This window comes from Burkholderia sp. Leaf177 (assembly GCF_001424345.1).
Lineage (GTDB): Bacteria > Pseudomonadota > Gammaproteobacteria > Burkholderiales > Burkholderiaceae > Caballeronia.
The window spans coordinates 475,772-501,580 of record NZ_LMPF01000022.1; the positions used below are offsets into that span (position 1 = coordinate 475,772).

At 56.0% G+C, this 25,809-nt stretch carries 21 protein-coding genes and 4 pseudogenes; 15 read left to right on the forward strand and 10 right to left on the reverse strand.

All coding sequences use genetic code 11. From position 1 onward, the window contains the following. Positions 1–57 precede the first annotated feature (57 nt). The gene (locus tag ASG35_RS20915; protein WP_056362195.1) at positions 58–1,011 is read left to right on the forward strand and encodes an AraC family transcriptional regulator; all 954 of its coding nucleotides are present in this window, start codon (positions 58–60) and stop codon (positions 1,009–1,011) included. Positions 1,012–1,047: 36 nt separating this feature from the next. On the opposite strand, the gene ASG35_RS20920 is transcribed toward ASG35_RS20915, so the two are convergent. Beyond that, positions 1,048–1,953 (reverse strand): AraC family transcriptional regulator, encoded by a 906-nt coding sequence (locus ASG35_RS20920; RefSeq protein WP_200945762.1) that lies wholly within the window; start codon positions 1,951–1,953, stop codon positions 1,048–1,050. A 179-nt stretch (positions 1,954–2,132) separates the two neighbouring features. Here ASG35_RS20920 and ASG35_RS20925 point away from each other — a divergent pair. The 13 genes and pseudogenes from ASG35_RS20925 to ASG35_RS20985 all read left to right on the forward strand — a co-directional run bounded on the left by ASG35_RS20925 (position 2,133) and on the right by ASG35_RS20985 (position 14,880). Then, positions 2,133–2,884 (forward strand): annotated as a pseudogene (locus ASG35_RS20925) (SDR family NAD(P)-dependent oxidoreductase). Positions 2,885–3,309: 425 nt separating this feature from the next. After that, positions 3,310–3,507, forward strand: coding sequence for a hypothetical protein (locus tag ASG35_RS32280; protein WP_056362020.1), 198 nt, complete (start codon positions 3,310–3,312; stop codon positions 3,505–3,507). Positions 3,508–5,024: 1,517 nt separating this feature from the next. Next, a complete protein-coding gene (locus tag ASG35_RS20935) occupies positions 5,025–5,261 on the forward strand; it encodes a hypothetical protein (protein WP_056362022.1) in 237 nt (78 codons plus the stop codon). A 120-nt stretch (positions 5,262–5,381) separates the two neighbouring features. Continuing rightward, complete coding sequence (locus ASG35_RS20940) at positions 5,382–5,816, forward strand: DUF3429 domain-containing protein (RefSeq protein ID WP_056362026.1); 435 nt, start codon at positions 5,382–5,384, stop codon at positions 5,814–5,816. A 101-nt stretch (positions 5,817–5,917) separates the two neighbouring features. After that, positions 5,918–6,199, forward strand: a complete 282-nt coding sequence (locus ASG35_RS20945; protein ID WP_268761134.1) for a DUF427 domain-containing protein — start codon at positions 5,918–5,920, stop codon at positions 6,197–6,199. Positions 6,200–6,337: 138 nt separating this feature from the next. Then, positions 6,338–7,491 (forward strand): annotated as a pseudogene (locus ASG35_RS32285) (fumarylacetoacetate hydrolase family protein); the annotation flags it as partial. An 85-nt stretch (positions 7,492–7,576) separates the two neighbouring features. Further along, positions 7,577–7,687 carry a hypothetical protein gene (locus tag ASG35_RS32465; RefSeq protein WP_268761133.1) on the forward strand — a complete coding sequence of 37 codons (111 nt, stop codon included), beginning with the start codon at positions 7,577–7,579 and terminating at the stop codon, positions 7,685–7,687. A 13-nt stretch (positions 7,688–7,700) separates the two neighbouring features. Beyond that, positions 7,701–8,483: an N-acyl homoserine lactonase family protein gene (locus tag ASG35_RS20960; RefSeq protein ID WP_056362035.1), complete on the forward strand. Its 783-nt coding sequence runs from the start codon at positions 7,701–7,703 to the stop codon at positions 8,481–8,483. Between the two features lie 1,014 nt (positions 8,484–9,497). Continuing rightward, the gene (locus ASG35_RS20965) at positions 9,498–10,952 is read left to right on the forward strand and encodes an MmgE/PrpD family protein (RefSeq protein ID WP_056362037.1); all 1,455 of its coding nucleotides are present in this window, start codon (positions 9,498–9,500) and stop codon (positions 10,950–10,952) included. Positions 10,953–10,996: 44 nt separating this feature from the next. After that, positions 10,997–11,854 (forward strand): NAD(P)-dependent oxidoreductase, encoded by an 858-nt coding sequence (locus ASG35_RS20970; RefSeq protein ID WP_156393298.1) that lies wholly within the window; start codon positions 10,997–10,999, stop codon positions 11,852–11,854. A gap of 117 nt (positions 11,855–11,971) precedes the next feature. Further along, positions 11,972–13,213, forward strand: a complete 1,242-nt coding sequence (locus ASG35_RS20975) for an MFS transporter (protein ID WP_056362039.1) — start codon at positions 11,972–11,974, stop codon at positions 13,211–13,213. 66 nt (positions 13,214–13,279) lie between these two features. After that, complete coding sequence (locus tag ASG35_RS20980) at positions 13,280–14,059, forward strand: SDR family oxidoreductase (protein ID WP_056362041.1); 780 nt, start codon at positions 13,280–13,282, stop codon at positions 14,057–14,059. Between the two features lie 47 nt (positions 14,060–14,106). Beyond that, complete coding sequence (locus ASG35_RS20985) at positions 14,107–14,880, forward strand: formylglycine-generating enzyme family protein (RefSeq protein WP_082508516.1); 774 nt, start codon at positions 14,107–14,109, stop codon at positions 14,878–14,880. 936 nt (positions 14,881–15,816) lie between these two features. On the opposite strand, the gene ASG35_RS20990 is transcribed toward ASG35_RS20985, so the two are convergent. The 7 genes from ASG35_RS20990 to ASG35_RS21020 form a co-directional block, all read right to left on the reverse strand. Then, positions 15,817–16,716 carry an alpha/beta hydrolase gene (locus ASG35_RS20990; RefSeq protein ID WP_056362045.1) on the reverse strand — a complete coding sequence of 300 codons (900 nt, stop codon included), beginning with the start codon at positions 16,714–16,716 and terminating at the stop codon, positions 15,817–15,819. Between the two features lie 160 nt (positions 16,717–16,876). Beyond that, positions 16,877–17,407 (reverse strand): cupin domain-containing protein, encoded by a 531-nt coding sequence (locus ASG35_RS20995; RefSeq protein WP_082508517.1) that lies wholly within the window; start codon positions 17,405–17,407, stop codon positions 16,877–16,879. An 85-nt stretch (positions 17,408–17,492) separates the two neighbouring features. Then, positions 17,493–18,683 (reverse strand): CaiB/BaiF CoA transferase family protein, encoded by a 1,191-nt coding sequence (locus tag ASG35_RS21000; RefSeq protein WP_056362050.1) that lies wholly within the window; start codon positions 18,681–18,683, stop codon positions 17,493–17,495. Positions 18,684–18,734: 51 nt separating this feature from the next. Then, entirely contained in the window at positions 18,735–20,033 is a 1,299-nt protein-coding gene (locus ASG35_RS21005; protein WP_056362053.1) for a CitMHS family transporter, read from the reverse strand. 122 nt (positions 20,034–20,155) lie between these two features. Then, positions 20,156–20,548 (reverse strand): cupin domain-containing protein, encoded by a 393-nt coding sequence (locus ASG35_RS21010; protein ID WP_056362056.1) that lies wholly within the window; start codon positions 20,546–20,548, stop codon positions 20,156–20,158. 67 nt (positions 20,549–20,615) lie between these two features. After that, the gene (locus ASG35_RS21015; RefSeq protein WP_235527649.1) at positions 20,616–21,497 is read right to left on the reverse strand and encodes an HpcH/HpaI aldolase/citrate lyase family protein; all 882 of its coding nucleotides are present in this window, start codon (positions 21,495–21,497) and stop codon (positions 20,616–20,618) included. Continuing rightward, positions 21,494–21,946, reverse strand: coding sequence for a MaoC family dehydratase (locus ASG35_RS21020; protein ID WP_056362208.1), 453 nt, complete (start codon positions 21,944–21,946; stop codon positions 21,494–21,496). Before ASG35_RS21020 ends, ASG35_RS21015 begins: the two co-directional genes overlap by 4 nt. Positions 21,947–22,085: 139 nt before the next feature. Between ASG35_RS21020 and ASG35_RS21025 the strand changes: the two genes are divergently transcribed. After that, on the forward strand, positions 22,086–23,000 hold the full coding sequence (locus ASG35_RS21025; RefSeq protein WP_056362059.1) for a LysR family transcriptional regulator: 915 nt from the start codon (positions 22,086–22,088) through the stop codon (positions 22,998–23,000). Positions 23,001–23,716: 716 nt separating this feature from the next. Here ASG35_RS21025 and ASG35_RS32835 read toward each other — a convergent pair. Further along, positions 23,717–25,357: pseudogene (locus ASG35_RS32835) on the reverse strand (Tn3 family transposase); the annotation flags it as partial. 1 nt (position 25,358) lies between these two features. Then, positions 25,359–25,809 (reverse strand): annotated as a pseudogene (locus ASG35_RS32840) (DUF4158 domain-containing protein); the annotation flags it as partial.

A 25,809-nucleotide genomic window follows, 5' to 3' on the forward strand; every position in this document is an offset into this window, starting at 1 on the left:
GCTTTGAACCTACTTTTCTTCTTGCACATCCAGGGGTATTGCGATCTGATGTGGTCCATGGACGAACAATTGAAAGAACTCCGAAACCTGGCAGCCAAGGCCAAAAACCGCCTGACTGAGACGGGCATTCCGCGGGTCGCCATGGTGCAGGGCAAGATTCCAGAGCACGAGCTTAGTGCCGTCTATGACCCTATGGTTAATCTGATTCTGCAGGGAAGCAAATCAATGACCATCGGCGACCGCACCCTACACTACTGCCCGGCAAACTATTTCGTCATGTCCGTCGACCTGCCTGCAGTCGGCACGGTATGGCCGGCAGCGACCGGCGAGCCCTACTTGGCCGTGGCCCTGACGCTGCAGCCGACGTTGATTGCCGCCCTCATGGCGGACTTGCCTAATTCCGCTTACGCTGAGAAAACGACAACCAAAGCGGGAAACGGGTTTTCGGTCGCTGCCGTTACCCCGGATTTGATGGATGCATGGGTCCGCATGTTGCGCCTGATGGAACGTCCCGCCGACATACCCGCGTTGGCGCCCGTGTATGAACGCGAAATTCTTTACCGGGTGCTGCAGGGGCCGCACGGCGCGATGCTGCGCGACATTGCGACGCCAGACAGCGCCATCGGACGGATCAGCCTGGCCATCCAGTGGATACGGCGCGACTTCGCCGAACCGATGCGCGTCGAGGCGCTGGCACAAAAGGCCAATATGAGCGTCTCAGCGTTCCACCGGCATTTCAAGGCGGTCACGGCTATGAGCCCTGTGCAATACCAGAAGCGCATCCGCTTACTGCAGGCCCGCACGCTACTGGTGGTGGGCAGAAAAAGTGTTACCAGGGCGGCCTTCGAGGTCGGCTATGAGAGTCCCACCCAGTTCAGCCGCGAGTACGCCCGCGCCTTCGGACTTTCACCGGGACGCGACGCCGAACAGATACTGTCCCGGTATGCGCCGACTGTCGACCTCGGTGCACCGACCCAACGTCCAATGGCGTCGTATGCTGCAAGCAACTGATCCTTGCGATCCGGCACACGTGTAGCCCTATGCTCGTCAAACGATTGCAGCCACGGTTGCGCGCTCTGCCGGAGATTTAAACCTGGCAACGTCCCGCGCAGGCGGCATTCCGAACATGCGCGCGTATTCGCGGTTGAATTGCGAAGCGCGTTCATAACCAACGGCGAAAGCAATCGAAGCGGCATCGCGAGGCTCGAACAGTAGCAGCCAGCGAGCCCTGAGCAGACGAAGACGCTTTTGATATTGGATGGGCGTCATGGCGGTAATCGACCTGAAGTGGCGATAGAAAGCCGCGACGCTCATATTGGCCATCGCCGCGATGTGTTCCACACGGAATGCTTCCGTATAGTGTTCACGAATCCAGTGGATCGCACGCCGGATTTGCGAGAGCCGTCCATCGGGGCTCGCCATGTCACGCAACATGCCTCCGTACGGTCCCTGCAAGGCGCGAAACAGGATTTCTCTCTCAATCATGGGCGCGAGCACCGCCGCTTCAAGTGGGCGATCAATCAGCCGCATCATGCGCAGCCACGCGTCGATCATTTCAGCAGGCGCCGGCACGCTGGAAAAGCAACTCGCTTTGGATGGCTCGCCGACTTCGACATCACCCTGCAGCAAACCGGCGATGACATATGGGTCGAGGGTCAGGCTGATCGCGAGATAGGGTCGCCCCGGCCCGCCTTGACGAATCTGCCCAGTGGCGGGCACATCCACAGGCACGAGGAAGTACGTGGCCGATCCGTAATCCAGAATCCTATCGCCAATAGACAGGGTTTTGGAGCCCTGTAGCACCAAGTGCAGCATGGGTTGATAAACCTGATCGGCGCACACCTCTGCCCGGACCATGGCCACACGCGGTATCCCGATATCTGTCCACTTGTTTTCAGCGCGCATCACGATGCCGCGCAGTTCATCCATTGCATGAGTCATGTTGCCGATCATGGTGCAGACCTGTAAGCAAAGCAAGCATATGAGAAGAATAGGCAAGTATGCGAGAAGAACTGGCACCCAGGGAGTCTCGGTTGGCTGAATACTGGAATCCAGCGGACAACACATTCAAGCACCAACGTCTGCCGTATTGACCTGTGCAAAAACTTACTCAATTTTAAAAAAAGTATGCCATGAAGCTCAAAGGAAAAATTGCTATCGTCACCGGCGCATCAAGCGGCATCGGTGCCGGCATTGCCAAGGCACTGGCCGCTGAGGGCGCTACCGTTGTCGTGAACTATGCCAGCAACAGGAAGGGCGCCGACGCAGTCGTCGACGCCATCGAAGCGGCGGGTGGGAAGGCGCTCGCCGTACAGGCCGACATAAGCCAGGCCGCGGACGTCGTCCGCTTGTTCAACACCATCAAGTCCGATCACGGAAAGCTGGACGTGCTGGTGAACAATGCAGGCGTCGCGGTATTTGAAATGGTCGCCGACATGACAGAAGAGGCCTTCCACAAGCAGTTCAACGTTAACGTGCTGGGTTACTTCCTTGCGATCCGGGAAGCGGTAAGCATTTCAGCGATACCGGCGGCAGCATTATCAACATCAGCTCGATCCTCAGCACCGATCCCTATTTGGCCTCTAGCGTCTATGCGGCGACCAAGGGCGCCGTCGACACGATGACATTCGCGTTGGCTCGCGAGCTAGGTCCACGCGGGATTCGGGTCAACTCGATCTTGCCCGGTCATACCAACACGCCCGCCACTGAAGGTAATTTTGCCGGCGAGCTCGGCGTGAAACTGATTGCCGGTACGCCGCTCGGCCGCTTTGGCGAGCCCGAGGACATTGCGCCGGTTGCGGTTTTCCTGGCATCGCAAGACTCGCACTGGGTAACGGGCGAGTCGCTTAGGGCAGCAGGTGGCGTGCGCGGCGTCGGGTACTGAACATTGCAGGCACAAGTAAAGATGTGATTAGAGAAAAAATGAAACCACTGTGAAGGGTCGCACGTCACCTCAAAAGCCGAAATAACATGCCATCCTGCCGTCAGGAAATCCCTGCTATCGCTACGTGAAAGCTGAGAGCACAATCATCCTGTAGCCAGGTTATCTTTTAAGATATGCGAGCTTTTTTGTGTGGTGCTTGCTGCGGAGGAAACGAACATCGACAACCGCGAATGACGAAAGAAAACGGCCTGCACTGAGTCCTACCGTCTACGTATATCTTCTATCAACCTATTATTTAAGCGTTTGACAAAACTATTAAAACCTTCATACCGGCTGCGATTTTCCGCGGCGCTTTGGCCGCACATGCCCTGTAGATAGGCGGTGGCGCTTCGGCATCACGGTTTGCTGACAACGCGGGAGCTTAAATGCATCACGTACAGATCGAAGCAGACATTCGCCACCTAGAGCGCGTGATCGAGATTGTTGTTGCCATAGACGCCTTCCCATCGTCCTATTGGAGCGATCGGGTTGATGCAGTAAGGCTGAACAACTTAATTCCCTCCCAGAAAGCGCGGCTGGAGAGAATCAATAAGCGCCTCGAACAGCACAGACCGCTCAGATGAGCCGTGCCGACGCTAGCTGTCCGATCAACCGGTGATCGAGCGCTCGTCTTGCAAAGGTATTTTGTTGCGGCTTGCCACTCAAACCTCGATGCAGCTTTCTGACTCAGATCAAGTAGGGTGGGCACAATTAGCTGGCGATTTGTATGCCCGCAGCATTGCAGCCGACGGCGTTCTTGACGCGAACCGATTCTCGCTGTTCTGTAGCGACGTTCTTTTTTAGGAATATTAATGACTGTGTGTGCCTGCGCACGTAAAGGCTATATTTCAAAACATAGGGTCCGTAACTTTAGCCCAAACTTGATGACATGTTCCAACGAACCATATTGATTGGCCGTTCAAACCTTAACTCAGCCATGGTTGTTTGGGAGAAGGTAGGAGGCCGACACTAACAGCAGGGAGTGCCGTTGTGTCCTGGCTAGATGACTACTTCGCTTCTGGTCATGACTTGATCGTCAACATGACCGCCACGACAGTGGAAACGTCGCGATGTGGCGCTTCACAAGGAATCACACGTTGGAATGAGAATGGACATGGTCTAGTGCCTGGCTCGCCCTGCATTTCGGTCTATTTTGCGACGGCAGAGCTAAAATTCCACGAGGAAGGCATCTTCCCATCACACTATATAGGGCGATTTGAAAGTGTCAGTGTTGCGCCCAGCTTACACACCAGAAAAACGCGAATCGAACCCAGTACCTTCCAAACAATCATTATTGGTAAGAAGCCAGGCGATGGCTGTTATCTACTCATTGCTCCCGACAACATCCTTGAAGCGACGGTTTGCCTCCCTAAGACTGACGAGATCGATGCCTGTAGCATTCGTTTCTTATATACGTTTAAAATTTTTCATAGCGCTCTACCGATAAGTGTTCCGTGATGCGTCAGCTTCAGCGTAGACAGTTCATAGATCTACCGGTTTCCAGCCCCTCGGGCATTTCGCTATACCCGCTTTCTTTTGATGTACGCACCAGTCAATCCCTCAGCGGTCTTACGGTCAAATCGCGCGGCTGTCGCCGACTCCAGCTTCATGCAGCTACGCGCTACCATGGCAATCCTCGATTGTATGCAGGTCGTCATGCTCACCTAGATAACGAACAAATATCGTCTTTGGTCAAATCGGAGCGGAGCGCTCCTCTCTTGATCGCCTAAGCTGGCGGGAGCGTCTCGTGCTTGCGAGGTCTACACCACGCGCACATACTCATGTTGATTGAGGCGCGCAATCGATAAACAGATCCGTGTCTACTGCTGGATACTAGACTGAAGCCGGTAATGTGATCAGCTATCGTCTAGCCGCGCGTGGATGCATCCCAGAGACAAGAGGGCTGTCGCAGCATTGTCTTTGGCAACCATAACGAACTTTGAGACTCGCGAAAAGATGCGGCACACTAATTGCCATTCGAGCAATGCAGTCGTTGCATCGCGCTTCTCATTCACCTGTCGTTCTGATTTAATTATCCATCTGGTTCGCGCAAGGGTGCAGCGCATCGCGTACAACCAAACTTTCCCAGTAGGATTCGATCTTGAACAAGCAAATTTTAACGGCAAGTGAAATCCAGCAAGCGATCAACCAAGACCTCGAAAAGGCTGGGCTTGGCTCATCCTATCGGGTTGGAGTTCCGGTTCGTCTAATGCCGGGTACGCCGGATGGACATAACTGGCACTTCGTGGATCTGCTAAGTGGCGACAGCAAAGCCATGGAGACGGTTACAGGCATTCTTTCGGACGCGCGAAATCGATATGCATTGCTGGAAGAGTGAAGCGCTGCGGGGCAAAGTGCACGCCCTATCCACATAAAAATCAGTCGCCCGCACCGAATGCGCGCACGAGAACCAGAACAGCTCATAGGTGGGCGCGTTTCAACCTGAGGTGAAGCCGTCATGATTACGCTTGAAGCGAACACGCCGCTTCCCAAATTGCTCGGCTACGCTGGCGCGATCCCATTTATCGCACTTGCACTCCTTGTGCACATGCTCGCCAACCATCAAGACGTGGTGAGGCATGCGCTATTGGGCTACGGCGCGTGCATCGTGTCGTTCGTGGGCGCCGTTCACTGGGGTATATGGCTTGCAACAAATGGCAAGCGCGCAGCTGGCATTTTATGGAGTGTTGTTCCGTCGATCGCCGCCTGGGTCGTCCTTAGCGTCAACGATCGACTCTCTTGCCTTGCGATGGCAGCAGTACTTGTATCCTGCCTCATTGCAGATTTTCGTTTCCGCCAGCTTGGCGACCTTCCGCAATGGTACGTGCAAATGCGGATTACCCTGACCACCGTGGGCGCGCTTTCGTTGATAGCAGGGACCTTTGGCACGTAACCCTCGTGAGACTGAACGGGTGGCAGCCACTGTCGTCGACCCACGTTAGACATCCAAACCCTTAACCTAAACCAGCGAAAAAAGCTCATGAAACGCGCAACCTGGAACGGAACGGAACGGTAATTGCATCGGCCGCCGATGACGAGATCAAGATGGTAGAGGGCAATTGGTACTTCCCACCCCACGCGTTGAAACTGGATTATTTGAAGCCAAGCGAAAAGGTTTCGACGTGCGGACGGAAGGGCGAAGCACATTATTACGACGTAATAGTAGACGGTCAGACAAATGCGGACGCGGCGTGGTACTACGCAACCCTTCTCGCCACAGCACGCGAGATCGCCGGACACGTCGCATATTGGCGCGGCATCCGTATTGAGGAATAGCATCGTCTCGAGTGACTGGCGCAATGCTCGATCACCTTGAACCCGCGCCTGCGATTGCTGCTGTCTCTTTGTTGGTTTGCACGCAATCCTGACCCACGGGGGGTGCGGACAAAATCTCGGACTACCAAGAGGTAGTTCATGTATTCATACGAAGACCGCATCTGTGCCGTCAGGCTGTACATCAAATTGGGGCGACGTGTCGCTGCGACCATCCGACAGCTTGGTTAGCCGACCAAGAATTCCCTCAAGAGCTGGCACCAGGAATTTGAACGGAGTCTTGATCTGCCTGCTGGTCACGCACGTTCAAAGCCGAAATATTCACAGGAGCAGAAGCAGCACGCTGTTGAACACTATCTTGAGCAGGGTCGCTGCATCTCCTGGACACTCAGGGCATTGGGCTATCCCGGCCGCGCATCACCCTACGCCTGGATCCGGGAACTGACGCCTGAAGAGCACACGCGTGTCGTCGGTCGATCTGAAGCAGCATCGCTGGGCCTCAAGCAGGCAGCTGTCATCGCCCTGTGTACAAGACGGGAAAGTGCGCAGGCGATAGCGCAACAGCTTGGCGTTTGCCGGCCAACGTTGTACAACTGGAAGAACCAGCTACTCGGCCGCGAGGCTCCTGCATCCATGAAGCGCCATCACGATAAGCCGTCCGTTTGTGAGCGGGAAGCACTGGAACAGCAGCTCGAGGAATTACAACGCCAGGTGCGACAACTGCAGCTTGAGCAGGACATCCTGAAGGCGGCAAATGAAATTCTAAAAAAAGACGTGGCATCGACCGGAAGTCCCTGAGCAATCGGGAGAAGACACTACTGGTTGATGCCCTGAAACTAACATATGGCATTCCGGATTTGCTGAGAGAAGTGAGCCTGGCACGCAGTTCCTACATCTACCATCGGGCACGGCTTGAGGCTACGGACAAAGATGTTGAGGTACGTCGTGCTATCGCAGACATTTTTGAAGACAATCATCGCTGCTATGGCTATCGACGCATTCCGGCGTCGCTAGGCAGGCAACACCTCATGATTTCGGAGAAGGTTGTTCAACGTCTGATGAAGCAGGAACGTCTGGTTGCGAGCACACGGAAACGTCGTGGCAACGACGTCAGCGCTAGAGGTTTGCAGAACATCACGTCGCAGTTTACGGCTGGAAAGATGTCAGATGGTTTTGCTCCGTTGGGTCCCTGGCTGGTTACTCGCGATCTTGTTCCTGATCCGAACAACCTGCGTTTGCAAACTCGCATGAATGGTGAAATCAGGCAGGACTGTAACACCAGCGAGATGATATTCAATTGCAGGAAAATTATTAGTTACGTCACCGGGATTATGACTATCGAAGCGGGCGACATCCTTTTTCACTGGCACTCCCCCGGGAGTGATTTGGGGCCAAAAGGTTCCCCGGGAACAGCGCCAGTGGTTGAAAGCCGGCGACAGAGTCGTCTCCTCCATTGAGGGGTTGGGAGAACTGACTGTTGACTTCCGTTAATACGAGGTAACTCATGGGAAATGACGCGACAATCGAACGGCTTTACATTCTCAATGGGGGTATCGCACAGGTCGACGATGCTTCAATCTACTCTCCTGGGGTCGATGTAGGCGAGCCGATGACCCTGAGCTGCAATGCGTATCTCATTCGTCATCAAAATTCGTGGATGCTATGGGACACGGGCACCCAAGACGATCTGATTGGTGAGCCAGGAGGGCGCATCATCGCTCACGGAATTCGTGGGACAGTCAGCAGCACTATTGCATCTCAGCTTGAGGAAATCGGCGTCAAGCCGGACGAAATTGCGACGTTGGCACTTTCACATGCGCATTACGACCACGTTGGTAACTGCCGCCTTTTTCGAAATGCACAGTGGATCGTCCAAAGGTCTGAATACGACGCGATGTTCGGCGTCCATCCTGACGAGTACGGGTTCCGACCTGAACTTTACAATTCCTTGCGAGATAACAAAACGAAACTAATTGAGGGCGATTATGACGTTTTTGGGGATGGCTCGGTCCGTATTATTTTCACACCAGGCCACACGCCTGGTCACTGCTCGTTGTTGTTGCACCTTCCACGAATGGGCAAAGTGCTACTAAGCGGGGATGTCGCTCATAACCGTCGAAATTTTCAGTGCAGGTGTTTCCCGTCGTTCAACTTCGATAAGCTTCAATCGGTTGCGTCCATGAATAAGGTCGAAGAGCTTCTTGAGACTGAGACTGCGACGATGTTTGTCAACCATGACGTTTTGCAGAATGCAACATTGCCCCACGCGCCCCGGTGGATCGCGTGAAGTCGATCTTTAGGACAATGAATATCATAGGCAGGAGCGTTCCCGTCAATTACTGCTAGAACGTATGGGCCTCTTTTGGATTTGAAGTGGGTGAGCGCGCTTCAAGGGTTCGCTGCGCCGGGCTCTCGCCCGCCCTTGACCCGCAAAACCACCCGCTGAGGATTCAAAAGAGGCCTAATAAAACGTATTAGATGAGCACCACACATTCCAAAGGCGAAGGGGATAGTTTTTTTCAAACCCGTGGCTGACAGCTTAGCCCAACTCGCGCCCGTTAAGCGACATGGCACGTGCGTAGACTGAAGTCGTGTTTTGGTGACTGACATCACCAGGTAAAGCGAGCATAACCAACCAGTAGCCTCAACCTTATACAGGAATTGACCCTGATTCGGACGAGCTTAATAGCTGCGGCAGCATACATTTTCGTTTTTTAGCGCGCCCTCCTTCGCACAGGGTACGAGCACCACGTCGCAACCTACGATCGCCGCGTCGAGTAACGATAACAGTGCTGTTGGCATGGACACCAGCGGGCGCAGTGATGCGGGTGTCGGGGCGGGACTTACACGCGCGGAGGTGCGCCAGGACTTGATTCGTTCGGAGCGTAACGGGCAAATCGCTTCACTGAACACGACCATTTATCGTGGCGGAAGCTGAAACATTTGTTGGAAGCTATCATTCATGGGCCGCTAACCTGCAACGCGTGCAGATTTTTGATAGGTTAGCCCCGTAACGATCTCGCCAATCGAATACGGGTCTTGAAGCGTCGGCCGGTCCACCGTCTGTCTTCGCGATGATTAAGGAATGGAGCAAGATCATCGACTGTTTCGCATGCGTGACACACCGTATCGTCTTTCGTCCGGAACAACCAGACAGCCGCAGGGACGTGGATACCAATCGCTTAGTCTTTCAATAACGTTTGTGGGGTAGATCGCGAAGGCTTTGATCAACATTTTCTATATGGCGGCATGGAACATGCGGTTATAAGATCTCGCTACCGTAATAAATGCAAGATATTCAATGTCAAATCAACTGCTCATGCAATCGCGTCGACGCATACTCAAGGCAGCGGGCGCTGCCGCGGTACTCACTGCTTCACCAATGCGATTCGCTTGCGCAGCCGAATCCAGCATCACGGACAAGCTCGCGCGATACATGGTCCTGGCCCGCGATACCGCTCTCCCCGATACAGTGATTACCGAATGCAAGCACCGCATCCTCGATACATTCGGCGCCATGGTCTCGGGTTCGCGGATGAGACCGGGCATGGACGCGGCCAGCTATGTACGCGCGCTGGGCGGCACGGCGCAGTCATCGGTGATCGGTGCGTCGTTCCAGACTACGTCGATCAATGCCGCGCTTGTTAATGCAATGTGCGCGCACTCCGATGAAACCGACGACTTCGAACCCGTGACAAAGGCGCATCCGGGAAGCTCGGTCGTGCCGTCGGCACTTGCCGTCGCAGAAAAGGAAGGCCGCAGCGGCCAGGAGTTCATCCGGGCCGTTGCGCTGGGATACGATCTCGCCTGTCGCCTGCTGATGGCGCTCGGCCCCGATGAAGTGCGCGGGTCGCACAGAAGCGCGGAAGGCACGGCGTCGACGTTCGGCTCGCTCGGCGCGGCTGCGTCGCTTGCACGGCTCGATGAGCAACGCACGCGATTCGCCATTTCCTATGCGGCGCAACAGGTGTCGGGGTTGTGGAGCTGGGTCAAGGACAAGGATCACATCGAGAAGGCGTTCGACTTTGCAGGCATGGGCGCACGCAACGGCGTGACGGCGGTCACCATGGTCCAGGCAGGCATGACGGGTGTCGACGATGTCCTCGACGGCACCAACAACCTCTTCATCGCGTTATCGACGCATCCGAATCCGCAAGCCATGCTCGATGGTCTTGGCAGCCGCTTCTACGTGACGGAGACAGCGATCAAGACGTTTTCGGTCGGCTATCCGATTCAGTCCCCGGTCGATGCGTTCCTCGCGCTGCGCAAGCAATACTCCCTGACGCCTGATTCGGTGCGCAGCATTCTGGTGAAGATTCCATCGGATGCTCAGGAGATCGTTGGCGATAGCGCGATGCCGGACGTCAACTGTTCGCATCTGGTGGCATTGGCGCTGGTGAAAGGCGAGGTATCGTTTGCCGACAGCCACGATGTGTCGCTCATGCGCGACCCGGTGATTCAGGCACAGCGTGCAAAGGTCACCGTTACACCCGATTCGGCGCTGATGGATCCATCGGCGCCTCGCGGGGCGATCGTCGAAGTGACATTGTTCGATGGCCGCAAGGTCCAGCACTTCACAAAGTATCCTCCCGGCACTAAGGAGAACCCACTCAGTACCGAAGCAGTCAGTGCCAAGGCACGCGACCTGATGGTCCCAGTTCTTGGACAACGCAAGACCGAACAACTGATCGATAAAATCAATGCGCTCGAAACGGTGAGCGATATCCGCGAACTGCGGCCTCTCTTTATCGCTTGAGTTCCTTGCAGCTATCCATCAATAAACCAATCGAGTGTGACAACGTGAAAAATGTCGTGGCGGTGATTGCTCCAGGCGCAATGGGAAGCGCTATTGCGAAGCAGCTCAATGACAACGGGGCGACGGTGCTGACATCGTTGAAAAATCGCAGCGATGCCGCCCGCAAACGCGCACTGGATTCGGGCATGCAGGATGCCGATGATATCGACATCGCCAGCGCGGACTATGTGCTGTCGGTCGTACCGCCGTCGGAAGCGCGTGGCCTCGCGCAGCGACTCGCGCCGCACTTCGGGCGAGCAACGCGGAAAGCGTTGTTCGTCGATTGCAATGCGATCAGTCCGCAAAGCGTCACGGCCGTTAGTCAGGTCACTACCGATGCAGGTGCTCGGTTTGTCGATGGCTGCATCATTGGTTTGCCTCCTGTGCCAGGCGAACCGGGTCCGGCGCTCTATGTATCCGGTCCCCATGCCCAGGACGCGATGCCGCTCGCACAACTCGGCATGGACATGCGCTTCCTTGATGGCGCGATCGGCGCGGCATCGGCATTGAAGATGAGTTACGCGGGCATCACCAAGGGACTGACGGGGATTGCGGCGGCCATGATCCTGGCGGCAACCCGTGCCGGTGCCGCTCCGGCACTAAGAGAAGAGTTGGAGAAGAGTCAGCCGGCGTTGCTGAAGCGATTTTCCACCGGGCTGCCCGATATGTTTCCAAAGGCTTATCGATGGGTAGCGGAAATGCGGGAAATCGCTGCGTTTGCAGAGAGCGGAAGCGGTGCAAGCGAAGTCTATGAAGGTCTTGCACTTTTATATGAAGCCTTGGCCAAGGACTTCGAAAACGATCTGGCTTTAATCGACTCGCTAAACGCATTCCTTGAGCCGCCGCGTTCTAGCGACAAATAAGCAAGGCGTCTTAGTAACCGACATTTCTGACAGCTTCCCGTTGGCTTACTGACTGGCTGCGTCGGGTAGGCTATGTGCATGTCGATAGGCACGACCCTTCAAACCCATCGAGCGCTTATGACCACATGGTATGGACGAATGACACGAGTCCAGAAACTGACGTTCTGGGCGTGTTGGGGCGGATGGGCGCTGGACGGCATGGATGTGCAGATCTTTGCGTTTCTCATCCCTACCCTCGCCACCTTGTGGGGCATGACCAAGCCTCAAGCAGGATTGATCAGCACCGCTGTGTTGATTACCTCTGCTGTAGGCGGAATCATTGCGGGAGTGCTGGCTGATCGCATCGGACGAATGCGTGTGCTGCAAATCACCATCCTCTGGTTCGCGACATTTACCGGCCTTTCCGCATTTACTCATGATTTCCATCAGTTACTGATCACGCGCAGTCTCCAAGGCCTCGGCTTCGGTGGCGAATGGGCAGCGGGCGCCATCCTGATTGGCGAAGTCGCAAGCAAGGAATCCCGTGGGCGCGCGGTCGGCAGCGTGCAAGGTGGATGGCCAGTCGGTTATGGCGTAGCAGCACTCCTTTACTTCCTGAGCTTTACCTTTCTTTCGCAGCAGTGGGCTTGGCGCGTCCTGTTTATGGTGGGTGTGCTACCCGCGCTATCCGTGCTATGGCTAAGACGCAATGTGCCGGAGTCACCCGCGTTCGTCGAGGCGGCAAGCGTCACGGAGAAGACCAAGGTCACCGAGACTATGGCACTTGTCTTCCCGAAGAAGATGTTTCGCAGTACGGCTACTGCGTCTCTACTCGCAGCAGGCGCACTAGGCGGCAATTACACCATACTGACCTGGCTCGCGACCTTCCTTAAACAGAACCACGGCATGAGCGTAGGCACGACGACGATCTATGTCGCTGCAAATATTTTCGGATCGTTTTGTGGATACATGGGCGCAGCGCAGTTAAGCGATGCGCTTGGACGGAAGAAGACGTTCGTGCTCTCGGCGCTTTGTGCCGTAGTGACTATCCTGCTCTATACGTTGACATCGGTTCATGGTCCCGTGATGTTTCTGCTCGGATACTTACTCGGCATGTTCCAGTCGGGCATCGTGTCGGGCATGGGAGCCTGTTTCTCGGAGTTATTTCCTGCGCCGATACGCGCAAGCGCCGGTGGCTTTTCATACAACTTCGGACGGGGTGTCGGATCGTTGATTCCCGCGGCCGTGGGGCTCACGAGTGCCCGGTTCGGACTTGCGCCCTCTATTGGTGTCTGGGCAGTCGGCTCTTACGCATTTGTTTTCATAGGCGCTCTATTGATGCCGGAGACTCGTAACAAGGAGCTCGAATCGAGCTTGTAGATTTGAATACTCTTATCGTCTGACACATCTTCGATTCCATGCGAAGACACTCTTAGGGAGAACACAATGCAAGTAAACATGAGTGGACGCGTTGCCATCATAACCGGTGGCAGCAAGGGACTCGGGCGTGCGATCGCCGCGAGAATGGCGCAAAGCGGTGCCGATGTTGCTTTGCTCGCACGTGGGCCGGAAACGCTCGAAGAAGCGCGTGCATTCGTGTTGAAAAACGCTAAAGGCCGTGTCCATATGTCTCCGTGCGATGTCACAAAAGCAGACGACATTGCTGCAGCGTATTTGGATGTGATGAAAGCGTTCGGGAGAGTCGACATCGTCGTCAATAACGCGGGCGTCGCACAGACGGGACCGTTTGCGTCCATATCGGATGAAACCTGGCAAGCCGACCTCGACCTGAAGTTATTTGCTGCCATCCGTCTCACCCGCCTCGCCTGGCCGCAAATGGTCGAACGGCGTTGGGGGCGTGTGATCAATGTACTTAACATCGGGGCCAAGGCCCCCAAGGCGGCATCGGCGCCTACTTCCGTCTCTCGCGCAGCGGGCATGGCGCTGACTAAAGTACTTGCAGGCGAAGGTGCGCCTCACAACATCCTCGTGAACTCTCTGCATGTCGGACTAATCGATAGCGACCAGTGGGCGCGCAAACACGCAGACGCGGGAACCGGCTCTTATGACGATTTCCTTGCGAAGATGGCCGAAGGTATCCCGCTTGGACGGGTAGGCACGGCAGAGGAATTCGCGAACGTAGCCTGTTTTCTAGCCTCCGAGCTCGCAAGTTACGTAACAGGAACGTCGATCAATGTCGACGGCAACCTGTCGCCCGCGATGTGAGCGTAACGGGCAAAATCAAATCGATTAAAACTGAACGAGATACCTTCATGCCAATTGTAAAACAACGATTTCACCGCTTATTAGCCACTCTATTATTGATCTCTGCATCGGGATTCGCGCAAGCAGAGCCATCGGCGGGATCACCGTGGACAGAGCCATCGACGGGCGTGCAGTTCGTCTGGGTGCCGAGCGGTTGCTTCAATCAGGGTGCGACCGATGGCGCTAGAAAGGAACGGCCCGTGCATCAAGTGTGCGTTCGTGGTTTCTATATGGGCAAGTATGAGGTCACTCAGGAACAATACGATAAATTGATGGGAAATAATCCCAGTGACTTCAAAGGTCCGAAGCATCCCGTTGAACGGGTGGCGTGGACGGACGCAGTAGCAGCAGCGCAAAAGTTGGGTAAGCAAAGCGGTAATGTGATTGGCTTGCCCAGTGAATCACAATGGGAATATGCTTGTCGGGCCGGCGCGCAGAATAACACCTATTGCGGCTCTGGCGACATCGCCGATTTGGCATGGTTTTCGGACAATAGCAACGACACCACGCATGACATTGGCGGCAAACGGCCCAATGCATGGAATTTATACGATATGACCGGCAATGTTTGGGAATGGACGCAAGATTGCTACAACGACAACTACGAAGGCGCGCCCAAGGACGGTAGCGCGTGGACGACCGGCGACTGCGAAGACCGCGTCACGCGCGGCGGTGGTTGGAACCGCGCGGCTTCGCGTGCGAGGGTTTCTTATCGGGGTGGCGACGGAACGGATCACCGCGACAACAATATCGGCTTCCGTTTGGCCAGGACCGTACCCTGACCATTGATAAAATCGCTTGATAGGTCAAGGGTACGGTGCGGCATTGGATGCGTCGCACGCATTTACTGTGGGCAAGTGGCTATTGCTCAGGACGATCGCGGAGGAAGTCCGCAATGTTGTCGCGGCGGGCGCGGACTAGATCCATTTCAACACACCTCGCGCAAAATGTCGGTGGCGACCTGGGCATAGAGCGCAGTAGTTTCAAGCCTATTGACAGCAGCAATAGGCTTGACTATGTCCTGCTCAGAAATACGTCCCGTGGCGGACGAGGCTGCCAGAATGACATCATGTCAGCGCGCATCGATCGACTGTCGGCTCTTCGGCAACGAGAGCCTATAGGAGACGCTTGCGCGCATTGCAGCAAACGAGCAGTTTGGCGCCCGTCAAACCCTCCGCATAGCAATACGCTGCACTATCGCTACCACGATCTTGCCGTTTTGGGTTCACCGTCATCCGCGTTTCAATCTATCCCACGCACGATCCGCCCCGATAAATCGCCATAGCAGTGAACGTTTCGATCACATCGGAGCACTCCGTGGTTTTCTCCCTCGGGGCTTGTAGGACGCCTGCCCGCCGGCTTCTGCGCGAGTTCGCTTGCACGCGGATTGGGGCAGGCGTCATACATGCCTAAACATGAAGAGACACTCGCTCCGAGGTAACCGGGTCACTCAACAGTCCGCTTCCAACCCGCAAAGGAACACTCGATCGCTGCCCTCATCCGGCGAGTGGCGTCGATGATGGATCGCCGCATCATTGTGTATCGGTGCTTGAAGATTGCGGATGAGCGTCGCCACACTACCCATAGAGAACGCCAAGACGCCGATAGTGGTGAAGTCTAAAGCGAGTTGCTTTCGCGACGACGTTGACACTGGGCCTCCCTGCGATGTGCGGCAATAGTTGCGAGGGCCCGCCCCACTCTCGGTTTCGCGACCGATCTCACTTTGTGAGGTGCTGCGCGATGAAAAGCGCTGCACGGTCAAGCGCATAGTCGGCTTCTTCGAGCATGCCGGTGAACGCCTGGAAGACATGCGGCACATCGGCGGTGATGTCGAGAATCACGTCGACCCCGGCATCGCGAGCGCGTGTCGCGAGACGCACGGAGTCGTCGAGCAGAAGCTCGTTTGTGCCTACCTGAAGCAAGATGGGTGGAAAGCCGCTCAGGTCGGCATGCACCGCAGGGGCAAGCAATGGACTGTCCGGGTTCTTGCCCGCGAGGTACATGGCGCCTGTGTGTCCCATGCCTTCGCGCGTGAAGAATGGATCCACGCCTTCCTTTGTGATCATCGTCGCTCCCGATCGGGTATGGTCCAGACCGGGAGAAAACGCGACGAGTGCGGCAGGTAGCGGCACACCGGCGTCGCGCGCGCTGAGGCTGGTCGTCACGGTCAGGCCGCCTCCGGCCGAGTCGCCGGCGAACACGACAGAAGACGGATCGATGCCATCGTCCAGCAAGCTCCGGTAAGCGGCGAGGCAGTCTTCAATGCCTACGGGAAAGGGATGCTCGGGCGCAAGCCGATAATCGAAGGAAATTGCCCGCACGGAAGTACGGCGGACGAGTTCTGCGGTAAGGCACATCGCGGTCTGTGGCGATCCGAGCGAGAACGAACCACCATGAAAATAGAGGATCGTCCCCGAACGTGCCCCGGATTTTGGCTCGACAAGGACGGCTTGGCGACCGGCGAGCTCTATGGGAACCTGAGTCACCTCGTCAGAAACAGGGAACCTGCCCATCATTTTAGAAAAGCCCTCTCGCATCTCCTCAACCGGTAGCGGCTTGAATCCCTGTGGTACTTTTCGCAACATTACATCAATTGCGCGGCGCTGTTCCTTGCTCATCGAGTATTTCCATTGTTAGTTGAGGGTGCGTTCACGCATCCATATGCATCCGTTCACTGGCACATTCACTTCCTACGTTGCACTCGCTCGAATCCGAACGCAGCGCATATAACAGAAAAAACTTAGCAAACGAATGCCACCAGACGGTTCTCGATTAAGTTCAGCTATTCGTCCACGGCGTGGGCGCGGGAGTTTCGCAGTACGGTTCGACGTCTTCTTCCGGAATCATCCCGTCGTCCGTACCCGCCATGGCGATCTCAAGGAAGCACATGTCTTGACTGTAGTCGAAAAGATAATGTGTGATGCCTGGCGGCATGTTAACGAAATCGCCGGTCTCGACGAAGGTTTGCTTGCCTTCGTACATGAAACGAGCCCAGCCGCTCACCATGTAGATGGCGTGGAAGCCAAGCTTGTGGCGATGCCAGCCCGTGCCGTATTCCGGAGCCTCGTTGGCGCGGACAAGATGGACGTCAAGGCGATTTCCGGTTGCGTCCCGGATGCCGGGATCGGCGTAGCGAAAGAAATTGCGGAGGCCGGCCTGTGTCCACACCAGGTCGCGTCCTTTGGCGTGGTGGAATCTGTTCACCGGGCCGGAACCGTTGAGGCCAAGCGAGTATTCGGTGGAGCGGGCTGAAAGAGCCTCGTTCTCTTCGTTAGTGAAAGTCGTAGGTGGGGTGTCAGGGTGATGCATCAGAAGCTCCTTTCTTTTGCGACGCTGCCGGTTATATTCGACAAGTGGATTTATTTCCGGCCGCGCTACCGTTTAAAAATCCGATCTATGAATCTACGGTGTCCGCGGACCGCATAGCTTCCGCAGCGACTCGTATGTTCCCCGGCGTCCGCGAAAACTTCGTAGGTATGCCGACACCCCGAAGCCGACCTTCGGTCGGATGGTCGTACTCATAGACCATGCCGGTCGCATTCAGATGCTTGTCGTCGATTAGGTCGTCGAATTTCGCGATCTGCGAATGCGGAATGTCCGCCGCCTCCAGCAATGTGAGCCATTCGGCCGTCGTACGCGTTGCTACTATTCCGGCCAACGCCTCATACAACGCGTCGATGTTCTTGCTTCGATTAGTGGCATCCGAGAAATTCGGGTCGCCGGCGAGATCAACCCTGCCGGCAATCGTGAAGAACCTTTGCCATTGAGCCGTTGTGTAGGGGAGAAGAGCGAGATAACCATCAATTGTCCGATATGGGCGCCGGTGCGGTGACATAACACGCGCGTAGCCAGAATCGCCTAACGGTGGAATAAACGTTTGACCGGCGAGTTGCTCGACCGCAATAAATGACACAAGGGTTTCGAACATCGGCACCTCTACTGCCTGTCCTTCCCCAGAACGTTCCCGCTCGTAAAGCGCCATCGGAATCGCGTACGCAATGGTGAGTCCGGCGACTTTGTCCGCGAGTATCGTGTTTACATATTGAGGGGTATCATTGTTGCTGGCACCCTGAAACGCAGCCATTCCGCATTGAGCCTGAATGATGTCGTCGAATGCGGGTCGACCCGCGTAAGGGCCCGCTTCCGAATATCCGTAGGCCCCGCAATAGATCAGTCGCGGGTTCGACTGCTGCAGTGATAAATAGTCAAGGCCGAGTCGTTGCAAGGACTTGGGACGCACATTCGAAACGAAAACATCGGCTGCGCGAATCAACTTTTTGAGCGCGGCTAAGTCTTCTGGCACCTTTAGATCAAGCATGATTGCGCGCTTGTTTCTATTCAGATTCAGAAACGCAGCACCCATCGCGGAATGACGCGCCGGCGCCGTATGACGAAACACGTCCCCCTCAGGCGATTCGACCTTTATAACAGAGGCACCCATATCGCCGAGGATTTGCGTCGCGTACGGACCCATCCCAACCGAGGTCATGTCCAACACGCGGACCCCCGCGAGCGGGCCAGTCGCCCGCAAGCCGTCTTCGTCAAACAATGTCGTTATATCATTCCCTTGGTTACTAGCCTTCATATGTTGCCTTCCTTCATTGACTCGCGGGTTATCAGTGCAGCAGGTAGCAAATCAGATTGGGAATATCCCGAGCAATACGCATGCGATGGACATCACGACAGTTGCTCCGAATAAAAACGGTATGGCGAACTTCTGGTGTTCCGATAGTTCGACGCCCGCGAGTCCAACCAGCAAAAACGTCGCAGGCGTCAGCGGACTGACGGGAAAACCGGTCGTCATCTGCCCAAGCAACGCGGCTTGAGCGACCTGAATCGGCGGAACGCCTAACTGTTGGGCCGCTCCAGCGATGACCGGCAATATCCCGAAGTAAAACGAATCCGGATCGAAGATCAGGCTTAGCGGCATCGATATCAGGCCCATCGCAAATGGAATGTGCACCGCATGTCCTGCAGGAATGAAATGAACCGCGGCATTCGCCATTGCCTTGAGCATGCCAGTTCCGGTCATGATTCCGGTAAAAGCGCCTGCGGCAAGCAGCACGCTCGCCATCATCAGCGCCGCTCTCGCGTGTGCGTCGATTCGGCGACGCTGTTCGTCGGCGTCTGGATAGTTCAGGAACAGCGCAATCACGGTTCCAATCATGAACATAACGACGGGTTCGACCTTGCCGCTGATCATCACTGCCATGACGGAAACGGTAAGCAGTAGGTTCGGCCAGAAAAGAGCCGGCCGGCGTAGTCTGCGTTCCAGTTCGGATAGTTCGCGCCGTGGCATCTCGAAGCCGACTCCGTCAAATACGAGACCCAGACGGCGTTCTTCCCTTTTTCCAAGAAGATAGGCGGTCGTGAACACGAAGATCAGCCCGATGCCTTGAACCGCCAGAATGGGACGGAAGATCGTGGTTGCGGGGATGTGCAAAGCTACAGAAGCGCGGATCATGACACCCGTCCAGGGCAGAAAGTTGACACCCGCCGCCAAGGCGGCCACGCAGGTCAGCAGTCGCTTGTCCATCTTCATGCGTTCGAACACAGGAAGCATTGCGGGAATCGTAATCAGAAAGCACACTGCTCCAGAGCCGTCGAGATGGATCAACAGAGCGAGCAGCGCGGTGCCCATCAGAATGCGCGTGGGCCGACCCCGCATCACCAGCAGAATGCGCGTGATAATCGGATCGAGCATGCCGGCGTCGGTGACAATCCCGAAGAACACAATGGCAAAAATGAACATGCCGACTACTGAAGAAACACTCTCGATACCTTTTACGACGAAGGTTGCCGTTCGTAAACCAAAGCCGCTTACGAGTGCGGCAACGATCGGCACGATAATCAGCGCGGCAAGTGGCGACATACGCTTCGTCAGAATCAACATGAATAGCGTCAGTACAGCTATTAGTCCGGTAAGCGCAAGCATTATGTCTCCTTCAAACGCTGTTTTATATCGAGCGGTCGGCAGCGAGGTCGACGTCGCTTCAAAGTGGTATTTGCGGCTCAATTAGGCTGAGTCGGGGGCTCTGCGAAGCGCTTCGCGCAGTATCAGGCGCTTGCCGGACGGACCACACGCCCCGGATTTTCTTCGTAGGGCGGCGAGTAGATCACCAGAATTTTTGCGGGCTTGTCACTGACGACTGTGAAGACATGCATCGAGTCTGCGGGGAAGTAGCAGCAGTCGCCCGGCCCAAGTTCTGAACGTTCGCCATTGACTTCGGCAATAGCCCGGCCTTCAAGTACATAGCAAACCTGCTCAATGCCAGGGTGCGCATGCGGCAACGCGCCTTTGCCTTTTTCGATAGTTCCATGCAACACTTCAAGCTGTTTAGCGCCAACGATTTCGGGTCCAATGAGGCGCCGGTTCAATGTGCCGACGTGATTGGCGGGGTGATATCCGGGCACATCGTCCAGTCGAACAAAATATCGCTTGTCTGCCATGGTAATACTCCTTGCTGGTCTTTCGCCTTCGGTCACGATTTTGTCGCGTTTAGGTTGGGGGACGGTGTTACTCGCCGGAATTAGCGGCAACCGCGGTAGTCGCAGTCAGGATGCGCGTCGCGAGTTTGTGATGAGGGCGATCCAGCATACGACCGTCGAGCGTAGCGACGCCATCGCCGGATCCGAACGCTGCTATCACCCGAGTGGCCCACGCCCGCTCTTCTGCTGAAGGCGAAAATGCTTCGTTAATCACGGCAATCTGTGCCGGATGGATTGCCGCTTTCGCAGCGAATCCATCGCGCCGTGCAATGTCTGACTCCGCGCGCAACGCTTCGGCGTTATGGATCTCCACAGGTATTGTGTCTATCGCAGTGACGCCTGCGTGGGAGGCGGCGAACAAACACATCGAACGGGCAAGATCAAACGCCGGCGTCCATTGCCCGTTCAAATGTGCGGTTCTGGCGCCCACATCGGCGGATAGATCCTCCGCGCCCCACATCAAGCCGTATAAGCGTGGCGACGCATCCTTGTAGGTGTTCAGGCCGAACACAGACGTTGCCGTTTCGGTGGCAATGGCAACGATCGCGGTCGCGATCGAGTCGTCCGGGTATGCTTTTTCGAAGGCATCCAGATACAGCCCAAGCATTCGAACGTCGCACCCGCCACGGCTTTTGGGAAGCACATAGCCATCGGGACGAAACGGCATCGTAGCCGCAAGGTCATCTAGCGTCAGGCCAGTTGCGAGACCGTTGAGCCGAATAAATACGCGCTTTTCGATTGCATGTCGTTTCTCGCCAAGAAACTCTGCAAGACAAGATCTTGCGTCGACTTTTCTCTCCGGTGCGACTGCGTCTTCAAGATCGAAGATGACTGCATCCGCTGAACTGCTGAGCGCCTTGTCCATCTTGCGGCGGCTGTCGGCGGGAACGAACAGGAATGAGCGAATCACGTCGACCGCCGAAGCATCATGGCCGTCCGGTTGCATCTGCACACTATATCGCCAGTCTGTTTCGTAGCGACGTGTTCAAACTCAACAAGGCCGGCGTTAGGACGCGACTGGCTTGACCGGATGGCGACGACGGTCGTGCGCGCACGGACCGTGTCTCCTTGGAAGACGGGCTTTGGAAACGTAACCTCCCTCAAACCGAGGTTTGCCACTGTCGTGCCCAAGGTCGTGTCGTTCACGGTAATACCGACGAGCAATCCGAGCGTGAATAGGCTATTGACCAGTGGCTTGCCGAACTCCGTCTTCGACGCGAATTCGGCGTCTATATGCAGAGGTTGCACGTTCAAGGTTAGACAACTGAAGAGCATATTGTCCATCTCGGTGATGGTTCTGGCCCATCCGTGCTCGAACGTTTTTCCTACCTCGAATTCTTCGAAAAAAAGGCCGGCCATCTCATCTCCTGCTGCGACGGTGAGTATCAGAGACAGCCGCGCCGGACAGTTAGGCGTCTCACTGCCGGAAAGAATGGACTCAATCGTGAAACACGTCCAATATATAAGCTCGACGGTTTGATATGTATAACGTCTCACCATGATTTCAGCTCGCTTGCTAGTCCAGTTCGTTGCAGTCGCGGAAGAATTGCACTTCGGAAAGGCTGCGCTGAGGCTCCATATGGCGCAGCCGCCGCTTAGTCAGGCAATCAGAAATCTGGAGGAGATTGTCGGCGTGGCTTTACTAAGCCGAAACAAGCATTTCGTCGCCCTCACACCGGCGGGGGCAGCGTTCCTTCAAGAGGCTCGAGAGCTTCTGGAGCGCGGACAGAGGGCTATCGACGTCGCTCGTCGCGCGAGTCAGGGTTTGACTGGCACCATCACCGTGGGCTTCGTGGGGTCCGTGAGTTACGCGCTTTTGCCCCGAATCCTGCTGGATTTCCGGAAGCGCTTCCCGTCGATCCACATCGATTTGAGAGAGCTAACATCAACCGAACAGATCGAAAATCTGCGCGCACACAAGATCGATCTCGGCATTGTTCGGCTTCCACTTAACAACGCGGCTGACATGGAGTTGAGCACGATCGCGACGGAGCGTCTGATTGCCGTTCTGCCGCGGAATCATCGTCTTGCCGGAGCAAAGACCTTGCAACTCAAAGATCTGGCTAACGACGCGTTCATGATTTTCCCCAGCGACAAGATACCGAGTCTGCACGCGAAGTTTCTCCTTGCCTGTGAAACGGCAGGATTCAGTCCTCGCATTGTTTTGGAGGCGTGGCAAATGGCAAGCATGGTCAGTCTCGTGGCAACGGGGGTGGGCGTCGCGTTATTGCCAGCGCAAGTGAGCAGCAGTCCTCATCTGGGCGTGGTGTATAAAGATCTGTTCGATCAGTCCGAGCACCTTGATCTTAAAGTTGCCGCGGCCTGGCGACCGGGTGTAGTCTCCGGCCCAGTTCGCTCGATGCTGTCCATTTTGGAGCACGAGAAGGAACGCGGTCCCTCAGGTCGCCCTTAAATTGGGCAGCGAGCAAAACTCATTCACAGGCTCACCGGCTGCCGACGTGCGGTTTCGAAACGAATATGTTCATGACTTATTGTTGGCGGAACCAAAGCGTTACCTGACAGCCCGCAAAAGGCAATGACCGCATCGAATCCACTTCATGAATGGCGGCAGTACTCCAAAATGCGCCTCACGAGCAGCCAGATCGAACCGACCGCTTCGGGGTCGCGTCCTGCCATTAGCCCTAGACCGACATGATTTTGTCAACAGTACGTGTATAAACTTGTCTACATGGACGCCCCCCTTTGCTATACATGGATTCCGGATTGACAGAATTCTGTCGAACGACGTGAATGTAAGCGTTGATCATGCGCGATGTCACTCGACCATACTACGGCGAGTCAAGGAGACTCTGCCGGGACTCAAAAACCGTCCGTGTGGGATTGGTACGGCATATCGGCTTATGAAATCGAGCGGCATGGTAGGTTGCCACCGCAACCAAGGTCGCCCGGAGGCATGACGCGACTCGTTTTTGCAGAGCTATCAAGGCTGGCAAATTTCTAGGATGAAGCCGTCATTCTCTTTGACAACCTACTCAGCGAAGCCAGAACGGCTAACTTGAACACCCGCTGCCTGCAATCCTGCAATGTTAATGGCAACTCCCATGTTAATCGCCAGTAGCACTTGTACGTGTTCTGGACCTTCTGGACCTGGACGTGGTCAATAGTGCAGAGTTCCGTAATTGGATGCGTGCGCTGGAATTCGACCACGCGGTCGTTTGCACGTGGCAGCCGACCGGGCATCTCAAGGAGGCGCATTGCGGTCGAAATGTGCGCTGGGTCCAGTTTCGGGATCATGGCGGCGACGTTCTTCACTTCCATTTCAGTGCCGTGAGCGATCAACGCAGCGTACAGCGAGACCAGTTCATTCGCATCGCGCGCCTTGCGTGACCGGAGCACTTCACTGAAGCCAGTGTGGGCGTCCATTTCCGTGAGCATGTCGGCGAACTGCACGGCTCCGATCTGCTTGAATATCAGATCCCGCGTGCGTTTCGGTATGCCGTCGGGCGGCAATGCCTCAATGCCGGACAGGTGCATCACGCCGTCGGTGCCGATCGTCACGCGGCCTGCCTCGCGCGCTTCCTCCAGCGCAGCCAGGCCTACCTTCAGGTGTTCTGTCAGCCGTTCAAGAAACGGCGCTGCGGTCCCCGGCAATCCGAGCAACGAAAGATAATGGTCGCGATTGCCTGCCCATTGGGCAGATGGTATCAGTAACTGATCGCGTTCCCGGAACGACAGGCTGTGGTTGACCCAGACCGAGCCGCGGCGAAGCCCCTTACGCAGCCCCGTGATTGCCGATGCTTCCAGTGCCGCAACGCTTGCACCCGATCGCCACCCTTGATGAGATCGCTCCAGGCGGCGCTGACCGGCACGTCACTGTCGGGCGGCAATTCGCTCGCGCCTTTGTCATGCAGTGCGCTGATGAGTTCGAATTGTCGCAGGCTTGGTTCCGCTTCTCTGCCTACGAAGCCTAGCTCGCGTAACGGCCCGAGCAGATTGCGGATACGGTGATGATCGTTGGTGAGCATTTCGCGTACGCTGGCTGCGTGACTTGCGGGTGGTTTGTCTACGAGATCCTCGAGAACCTTGCCAATATTATCGAGACGTCCTTGCGCCGTACGCTTGTTATCCTGAACCAGCGCCTTGATCGCGCCCAGTTGCTGCCGATATTCGACAGCCGAGCGTGCCTGCCTGACGGTCGTGTGGTCGTAAGCCTGCCGCACGAGGTCTGAGACCCGACGCCCTGTTTGATAGAGTAGCGCGTCCGTCAACTCGAGCAGTGTGACGCGCAGGAAAAAGATCAGCTCGATGGTGCGAGTCGACTCCTTGAGTTCGCGGACCTTCGCAGGCCGGCGCGCCTGGATGCGCTGCGCGTACGCACGCTGCTTTTCGAATGGAACGGCGTCGAGTATCCACGTATGCGCACCGAGTTCCTTGAGGAAGCGGACCTTCATATGGGTTTCGGTGAGCGTCGAGGGACTGTGTCGCGCTGGTGGCGTCTTCAGCCATCCGAGCACTCTCATCCCAGAAGTCCCATGCTGGGCGGAGAGGACAGAATCGGCATGAACCAACTGTGCTTTCGTCACTGTTGCCTTGATAAGAGCGAGCAGACGACGCTCAATATCCGACCAGATCGAACGGCCGAGGTCCCGCAGTTTCCGTTCGGCGGGTATCAAGATGCGACGCTCATACAGCCAGCAATGGGCGTGCTGGAGCAGCTCATCAAGGGTAAGGGATTCGATGGCATTCTGTCGCATCCACGCTTCCAGTCCTGCCCAGTGGCTCGGTCCGATGGACGTCAGGCCGAGATATNAAGGCTTGCGCTTGCTCATCGGTCGCGCCTTGCTGCTTCTTGTAACCCCACGCCGCGAGATACGGCAATGGGCGTGCTGGAGCAGCTCATCAAGGGTAAGGGATTCGATGGCATTCTGTCGCATCCACGCTTCCAGTCCTGCCCAGTGGCTCGGTCCGATGGACGTCAGGCCGAGATATTCGCAGATCCAGACCTGATGCTCGTACAGCGTCTWATAGCGCCGATAAAGTGTGCGAAGGGACGCGATAGTCGGGGTGGGCAGGCCGAGCCGCTCGCCAATGTGGCGAGTAACTGGCGCGGGAGTGTGCCGACATGATCCAGGGTGCGGCCACTGGACCGCAGAAAGACCAGTTGGATGGCAACGCCGGCAAGCCGATCGCGTCGAAAGCGCTCGTTGATTGCTGCAATGTCGCTGTCAGTCAACGCGAAGTAACGCTCCACGTCGAATTCC